This is a genomic window from Haemophilus parahaemolyticus, from assembly GCF_018373095.1.
In the GTDB taxonomy this organism is placed as follows: Bacteria; Pseudomonadota; Gammaproteobacteria; order Enterobacterales; family Pasteurellaceae; genus Haemophilus_A; species Haemophilus_A parahaemolyticus_A.
This window is the reverse complement of the sequence record NZ_JAHAHT010000080.1, coordinates 1-8,439: the sequence shown is the minus strand read 5'-3', so window position 1 is coordinate 8,439 and position 8,439 is coordinate 1. Positions and strand designations below refer to the sequence as shown.

Annotated in this window: 7 protein-coding genes and 1 pseudogene; all 8 read left to right on the top strand. The window is 41.0% G+C overall.

The window, feature by feature from the left end; genetic code table 11:
- A pseudogene (locus KH943_RS07840) lies at nucleotides 1-267 on the top strand (electron transport complex subunit RsxC); the annotation flags it as partial.
- Between the two features lie 29 nt (nucleotides 268-296).
- A complete protein-coding gene (gene rsxD, locus KH943_RS07835) occupies nucleotides 297-1,367 on the top strand; it encodes an electron transport complex subunit RsxD (protein WP_304109765.1) in 1,071 nt (356 codons plus the stop codon).
- The gene (gene rsxG, locus KH943_RS07830) at nucleotides 1,367-1,999 is read left to right on the top strand and encodes an electron transport complex subunit RsxG (protein ID WP_304109763.1); all 633 of its coding nucleotides are present in this window, start codon (nucleotides 1,367-1,369) and stop codon (nucleotides 1,997-1,999) included. Before rsxD ends, rsxG begins: the two co-directional genes overlap by 1 nt.
- Before the next feature lie 8 nt (nucleotides 2,000-2,007).
- Entirely contained in the window at nucleotides 2,008-2,700 is a 693-nt protein-coding gene (locus tag KH943_RS07825; RefSeq protein WP_040217377.1) for an electron transport complex subunit E, read from the top strand.
- Nucleotides 2,701-2,706: 6 nt separating this feature from the next.
- Nucleotides 2,707-3,657, top strand: coding sequence for a lauroyl-Kdo(2)-lipid IV(A) myristoyltransferase (lpxM, locus tag KH943_RS07820; RefSeq protein ID WP_304109761.1), 951 nt, complete (start codon nucleotides 2,707-2,709; stop codon nucleotides 3,655-3,657).
- A gap of 22 nt (nucleotides 3,658-3,679) precedes the next feature.
- Nucleotides 3,680-6,346: an MlaD family protein gene (locus KH943_RS07815; RefSeq protein WP_304109759.1), complete on the top strand. Its 2,667-nt coding sequence runs from the start codon at nucleotides 3,680-3,682 to the stop codon at nucleotides 6,344-6,346.
- Nucleotides 6,347-6,371: 25 nt separating this feature from the next.
- On the top strand, nucleotides 6,372-6,881 hold the full coding sequence (gene luxS / locus KH943_RS07810) for an S-ribosylhomocysteine lyase (protein ID WP_304109757.1): 510 nt from the start codon (nucleotides 6,372-6,374) through the stop codon (nucleotides 6,879-6,881).
- A gap of 77 nt (nucleotides 6,882-6,958) precedes the next feature.
- Nucleotides 6,959-8,439 (top strand): ABC transporter ATP-binding protein (locus KH943_RS07805; protein ID WP_304109755.1); only part of this gene is annotated, 1,481 nt, incomplete at its 3' end.

Below are 8,439 nucleotides of genomic sequence, written 5' to 3'. Positions count from 1 at the left end.
CGTGCAAAAGCGAAGAAAGAGGCACAGCAAGCGGTCGAAAAAACCGAAGAGGTTGCAAAACCTACCGAAGAGCTTGATCCTCGCAAAGCCGCTGTCGCTGCGGCGATTGCTCGTGCAAAAGCGAAGAAAGAGGCACAGCAAGCGGTCGAAAAAACCGAAGAGGTTGCAAAACCAACGGAAGAGCTTGATCCTCGCAAAGCCGCTGTTGCTGCGGCGATTGCTCGTGCAAAAGCAAAAAAAGCAGCTCAACAACAGAGTGAACAATAACCGAATAATGGAAAGAAAAGGAAGCATCAATGTTTAAAATGGTCAGCTCCCCACATACACATGGGAGTAATTTAACCGCCAAATTTATGTTATGGGTGATGGTTGCTATGTTGCCCGCCCTTGTTGTGCAATGCTATTACTTCGGCGTTGGCGTGTTGGTGCAGGTTATTATTGCAGTTAGCTTTGCCGTGGTTATTGAACTTACTGTGGCAAAACTTCGCCGAAAACCGACTGCTTTCTATTTGGCGGATCTCTCTGGCATTTTAACCGCACTGATTTTAGCAATGTCTATTCCGCCTTATTCCCCTTATTGGATCGTGATGATCGGGATGATTGTTGCTTTACTGCTGGCAAAACATATTTACGGTGGATTAGGGCAGAATTTGTTTAACCCTGCTATGGTAGCATATGCGTTGCTATTGATTTCGTTCCCTGTGCAAATGACCTCATGGAGCGTACCAAGCCAGCTATTAAGCGAGCCGCCAACGATGAACGACGCCTTTCATTTGGTTTTTACTGGCGTAACTAGTGATGGATTTAGTTTGCGTCAATTAGTTGATAGCGTAGATGGTATTACTCAAGCAACACCGCTTGATAGTGCGAAATTAGCGATGAAGGCACAAGGTTTTATTGCACCAGAACTTGCACAAAATATCAGCGATAAATTGGGCTTTAACGGCTGGTTTCAAATCAATTTGGCGTTTTTGATTGGTGGGATTTTCCTGATTGCGAAACGTATCATTCACTGGCAAATTCCAGTAGCGATGTTGGCGGTGTTTGTGTTGTGTAGCTACACGGACAATGCGGTGAAACAACTCGCTTTTGCCGATTCGAGCAGTGCATTGTGGGAAACGTGGCAACATCTTTTTAGTGGGGCGATGATGTTTGGAGCGTTCTTTATTGCGACTGATCCCGTTTCCGCCTCCATTACGCCACGTGGAAAACTAATTTTCGGTGGCTTAATTGGCTTGTTGGTTTACCTGATTCGTTATTATGGAAATTACCCCGATGCAGTGGCATTCTCAGTGTTGCTAGCCAATATTTGCGTACCGCTGATTGACCACTATACGCAACCAAGATTGTACGGGACGAGAAAATAATGAATACCTCAAAAATTACCTTAAAATACGCCCTGTTATTGGGAATGATTGCCTTGGTTTGTACTGCGGTTTCTACGGGCGTTTATCTGCTTACTAAAGGGCGAATTGATGAAGTAACGGCTAATCAGCAACGAGCTTTATTACACGAGGTTGTCCCACGAAATTATTTCGATAATGATTTACTGGCAACTTGTAAAGTGGCAAATTTACCTGATGCACCACATTTAAACCGCATCTATATTGCAAAAAAAGCAGATAAAACAACTGCTTACGCAATACAAGGCACTGCACCTGACGGCTATTCAGGCAATATTGTATTGCTGATGGGAATTGAACCAGATGGCAAGGTGTTAGGTGTGAGAACCTTGCAACACGCCGAAACACCAGGTCTAGGCGATAAAATCGAAACTCGCATTTCAGATTGGATTTTATCTTTCGCAGGTAAGGTGTTTTCACTTGAGAATGAAGCCGCTTGGGCAGTGAAAAAAGATGGTGGTCAGTTTGATCAATTCACGGGAGCGACGATTACCCCGCGAGCAGTCGTCAATAATGTGCGTGAAAATGCGAAATGGGTAATGACCGAATTGGTACAGCATCCTGAACTTGTTGAGCAGCTGAGATCGTGCAAATAGGAGGAATTATGTCAACAGAAATTGAAAATCAAATTCCTGTTACTCAAATCGAAACGGAAAACAGCCCAACACCAAGTGTCTGGAAAACGCTATTTATGGATGGTGTTTGGAAAAATAACAGTGCGTTGGTGCAATTGCTTGGGCTTTGTCCGCTTTTAGCGGTATCAAACAGCGTGACGAATGCGTTAGGACTTGGCTTGGCAACAATGTTTGTACTGATTGCCACAAATACTACGATCTCGCTGTTTCGCAAAGTGATCCCTAATGATATTCGTATTCCGATTTATGTGATGATTATCGCCACTGTAGTAACCGCAGTGCAATTATTAATGAATGCATTTGCTTATTCGGTTTATCAATCACTAGGGATTTTTATTCCATTGATTGTAACCAACTGTATTGTGATCGGACGAGCAGAAGCTTACGCTTCAAAGAACAATGTGGCACAATCTGCCTTTGATGGCTTTGCGATGGGTTTAGGGGCAACATTAAGTCTTGTTGTATTGGGGGCATTGCGTGAATTACTTGGGCAAGGCACGCTTTTTGATGGGTTAGACTTATTATTAGGCGATTGGGCGAAATCATTACGCCTAGATGTGTTACACTTAGATTCTGGTTTATTATTAGCCATTTTACCCCCTGGTGCCTTTATAGGTTTAGGGGTAATGTTAGCCATTAAAAACTTGATTGATAAAAAATAGATGAAGATGACTGAAATTACAGAGCAAAAAGGCTACACACATAAATTTTTATGGCAATTTTTATTACCAAAGTATTGGGGCGTTTGGCTAGGCGTATTTACATTGCTCATATTAGGTTTTATTCCCTATCGATTACGCGATAAATTGGCTGCTTTAGTTGGTAAAATCATTTGTCGATATTTGAAAAAAACAGGCAACAAGCAATTTCATCGTTCTGATGTGAACCTACGTTACTGCTTCCCCGATTGGAGTGAAGAGAAACGGTCGGAAATCATTGAAAAAATGTTTATTACTGTAGCTCAAACCATGTTGGGCATTGGCGAAATTGCAGTGCGCTCGGTGAAACATCTGCAAAAACGGAGTGAATTTATCGGGCTTGAGCACATTTATCAAGCCAAAGCGGAAGGCAAAAATATTATTCTGCTTGTGCCACACACTTGGGCAATTGATGCGTCCGGGATTATTCTGCATACACACGGAATGCCGATGGTTTCAATGTATAATCCACACCGAAATGCACTCGTGGATTGGTTATGGAATGCAACTCGCGAGCGCTTTGGTGGGCGAATGCACACACGCCAAAATGGGATTAAACCTTTTTTAGCTGATGTTAGAAAAGGCAAAATGGGTTATTTTTTACCAGATGAAGATTTTGGTGAAGAGCTAAGCGTATATACCGATTTTTTCGCCACAGAAAAAGCTACCTTGCCAGGATTAACAAAAATGGCAAAATTAGCGAATGCTGTTGTTATCCCAATGTTTCCATCTTACCTAGCCGATAAAGGTGTGTATCAAATGGAATTTTTACCACCGCTTGAATTTTCGGGCACGCCTGAGCAATCCGCTCGTGAAATGAATAAAGTAATTGAATATTTCGTCACCAAATCGCCAGAGCAATATGTCTGGATTTTACGTTTATTAAAAACGCGTCGTGATGGGCAAGATATTTATAAATAAAATTTTTATCTAAGAGGAATTTATGACTGATCAATTAGATGCTAAGCCTGCAAAAATCAAAAAACCTCGCAGAATATCTCCTTTCTGGTTGTTGCCAATCGTGGCATTTATTATTGGTTGTTTGCTGTTTTTCCAAATTTTACAAGAACGAGGAGAGATAATTACGATCCGTTTTCACGAAGGTAACGGTATTACAGCAGGCAAGACCGCCGTGCGTTATCAAGGTTTACAAATCGGTATCGTGAAAAAAGTTTACTTTGTAGATAATTTAAAAGAAGTTGAAGTACAAGCGGAAATCAATCCAGAAGCTCGTTCTGTACTCAAAGAAGGCACACAATTCTGGCTAGTAAAAGCCACCGCTTCTCTTGCTGGGATTTCTGGTTTAGATACGCTTGTTTCAGGTAACTACATCACATTAAAGCCCAATAATGATCCTAACGCCAAAAGAGAAGATGAATTTATTGCTGAAGATGAAGCACCTCTTGCAATTGCGAGTGATGATGCCTTATTAGTGAAATTAATTTCTGATGATCTTGGCTCGTTATCTTCAGGTTCTCCCGTATATTACCGTAAAGCACCAGTAGGACAAGTTGCCGATTACCGTTTTAGTGCCGATCGTAAAAAAGTTGAAATTGATTTACTCATTAATAAAAAAGATGCGGGATTAGTGAAAAAAAATAGCCGTTTCTGGAATATTAGTGGAGTGAATGTGAAAGCAAATCTGTCTGGGGTTGATGTCTCTATGGACAGCCTTGCTTCAATGGTCATTGGTGGTGTAGCTTTTGACTCTCCAGATAATGCTGAAGCAGCTGAACAAGGACAAACTTATTCACTCTATCACGATTTTAAATCTGCTAAACGTGGTATTGATGTTCAAATTTTAGTTCCAATGAACGAAAGTCTTAAATTGCAAAAGACTGGCGTTTTTCATAAAAATGTTCAAATCGGCATTTTAACGGACTTAATGCAACCAAAAGATATTAACGGCATTACTGATAAAATGCAAAAAACACAACAGGGTATTTTGAAAGGTACTTTATTAATTGATCCAAATTATATTCATTTATTTAAAACAGAGACGAAAATTTTATTAAGAGAGCCTAAATTTAGTTTAAACGCCGATCAAATTAGTAAGATCAGCGATCTGTTTCGTGGTGCTTATTTTGATGTAATAAGTGGATCTGGAAAAGAACAACTTCAATTCAATGTAGAAAGAGAAGAAGATTTTCTATTAAATCTGCCGAATATGTTAACTCTAACATTCCATGCAAGTGAATCTTATGGCGTAGATGAAGGGCAAGGCATTTATTACAACGATGTGCAAATTGGTGAAATTTTAAAACGAAAACTCACATTGAATAACGTTGAGTTCCAAGGGGTGATTTATCCCCCATATCGTCATTTGGTTGGGCAAAATAGTAAATTTATGGCGATTTCTAACTTAGATGTAAATATCGGGCTAGATGGTTTACGCATTAAAGCAGGCTCGCCAAGTGATTGGGTGAAAGGAGGTGTGCGTTTAATTTCAGATAAGCCAACGGGCGAGGCAAAAAGTGAATACCCGCTTTACAAAGACACGGATCACGCCGAGCTTGGTGTAGCATCTAGTGAAAAACGAGCAACACTGACGCTTTCTGCAAAAGAGCTTTCTGGCATAAGCCAAGGATCGGTTGTGCTTTATCGTGACTTCCAAGTTGGGGAAGTGCTGAAAGTGAGCCCAACGCAAAAACAGTTTGAGGTTGATCTCTTTATTGAACCTGCTTATCGCCACTTAATCAGCGAAAAAAGTCGTTATTGGGTTGAACCTGCTGTTTCTGCTGATGTGTCGCTTAAAGGGGTAAATATTCAAGCTGCACCAATTATGCGAACGCTTAAAGGGGCAATTGGCTTTGATAATCAAGCGGGAAGTGGCAGCAAAACCCTTTTTGCAAGCAAAGATAAAGCTCTTTCGAGTAATACTTACCTCACGTTAATTGCTAAAGATGCTTCCAAGTTATCAGAAGGAATGGACATCAAATATATGGGTTTGACCGTGGGTAAGGTCGAAAAACTTGAATTGCAAAATGCAAGAAAACAGATAAAAGCGACCGCTTATGTCGAAGGGCAATATTATCCATTGCTTGCTAAAGTAGGCAGCAAATTTAATGTGATCTCGCCTGAAATTTCTACTTCAGGGGTGAAAAACATTGATGCGGCATTGCAAAATTATATTAGCGTGGAAGCGGGGAGTGGTAAAGCTGAAACTCAGTTTACTCTTGAGGACACGGATACCCTCAAAACCACTTACGACAGCGGTTTTCCTGTGATTGTGGAAACCAGTAATGCACAAGGCATTCAAGTTGAAGCACCCGTTTTATATCGCGGAATGCAGGTAGGTATTGTCAAAAAAATGAACTTAAGTGAGCTAGGCGATCGGGTTTTTATTCACTTAGCAATTGAAAATAAATATCAGCATTTGGTACGTAATAACACCGAATTCTGGGCGGCTTCAGGTTACACGATGGATATTAGCTTACAAGGCGTAAGTATGAACTCAGGAACAATGTCGCAATTGTTAAACGGTGGTATCGCGTTCTCAACCCCATCAAGCCGAGTTGTGCAACCACAGGCGAAACCAAACCGCCATTTCTTATTACAACGTAAAATTCCGCAAGAAGCCCCAGAGTGGGATCAAGGAATTGCGGAATAGAAAGATTTATTATTAGGAGAAAATTATGCCTTTATTAGATAGTTTTAAAGTAGACCATACTAGAATGAATGCTCCAGCAGTTCGCATAGCAAAAACAATGACAACGCCAAAAGGCGATACTATTACCGTGTTTGACTTACGCTTCTGCCGCCCAAATATTGATATTCTACCAGTGCGTGGTATTCATACCATGGAACACCTTTTCGCAGGCTTTATGCGCGATCACTTAAATAGCGAAAACGTAGAAATTATTGATATTTCGCCAATGGGTTGCCGCACTGGGTTTTATATGTCCTTAATTGGTGCACCAAGTGAGCAAGATGTAGTACAAGCATGGACAGCTTCAATGAAAGATGCGTTAAACAAAGTGCCAGATGTATCAAAAATTCCAGAGCTAAACGAATACCAATGCGGTTCATATAAAGAGCACTCTTTAGAAGAAGCTCACCAAATTGCACGTGATGTGTTAGCAAAAGGCATTGGTATAAATCGCAACGAAGATTTAGCATTAGATGAGAAGTTGTTGAATCCTTAAATCTAGGAATTTTGTGTTAGATTCCGCATAAATCAGCCCCTTTGGGGCTGTTTTGTTTAATATCTTTTAGGAAAAATATGTTCAATAAATTATTCACTTGGTTCGAAAATCGAATCGAAACCTATCCAAACGAACAGCCTCAAACCCCAAAAGCTGGTTTGCTTCCTTTCATTTATGATGCAACAAAAGGAATGCGCTTTTACTTGATTTTGCTTACCATCTTAGTAGCAAGTGTGGGGATTATTGAGGCGGTTCTGTTTCAATTTATGGGCGAATTGGTCGATTGGGTCAATCACTTCAGCCCGTCTGAACTTTGGGCAGAGAAAAGCGGTTCAATTATCACAATGTTTTGCATCGCAATCTTAGGCGTGCTGCTTGTCTTTTTATCAAGCAGTATCCGCTTCCAAAGTTTGCAAGGTGTATTCCCTATGCGTTTACGTTGGAATTTCCACCGCTTGATGCTTGGACAAAGTATGGGCTTCTATCAAGACGAATTTGCAGGGCGTGTATCAGCAAAAGTGATGCAAACAGCCCTTGCAGTGCGCGATGTGGTGATGACCTGTGCAGATATGCTGATTTATGTTGCCGTTTATCTTGCAACTTCAAGTGTGATCTTGCTGCAGTTTGATAGTTGGCTGTTTTTGCCCTTTATTTTATGGGTTATTTCACTTGGTTTAACCATTAAAATTTTCGTGCCGAAACTTGCTTTTGCCGCCCAAGAACAGTCAGATGCACGAAGCCTCATGACAGGACGAATTACCGATGCTTATTCTAACATCGCTACAGTCAAACTCTTCTCACACGGCAATCGTGAATCAGCTTATGCGAAAGAGTCAATGGAAGAGTTTATGGTCACGGTGCATAAACAGATGCGTTTGGTGACAGTGATTGAAACATTGACTAACTTCACGAGCATCAGTTTAATCGTTTCTACGGCAGGCATTGGCTTGTGGCTTTGGTCACAAGAGCTTGTGAGTGCGGGTGCGATAGCAACTTCAACTGCTTTAGCATTACGCATCAAAGGTTTATCACAATGGATTATGTGGGAATTCGCTCGTTTATTTGAAAATCTTGGCACAGTACAAGATGGAATGGGAACACTCTCGAAACCACATAGTGTGGTGGATAAAACCGATGCCAAACCACTTGCGGTAACCAAAGGCGAAATCAAGTTTGATCACGTTGATTTTGCTTACGATCCACGTAAACCATTGCTTAAAAAATTTGATTTAACGATTAAACCAGGTGAAAAAGTCGGTTTAGTTGGGCGCAGTGGGGCAGGAAAATCAACACTGACGAACTTATTGCTCCGTTTCTACGATATTCAAAACGGCTCAATTACCATTGATGGTCAGAACGTTCGTGATATTACGCAAGAAAGTTTGCGTTCACAAATTGGCTTGGTAACTCAAGATACTTCATTATTGCACCGTTCTGTGCGTGAAAATTTGATGTATGGCAGACCAAATGCGACAGAAGAAGAGATGCTTAAAGCCGTTGAACAAGCAGCAGCAAGCGAGTTTATCCCGAATCTTCAAGATGCTAAAGGTAGAACAGG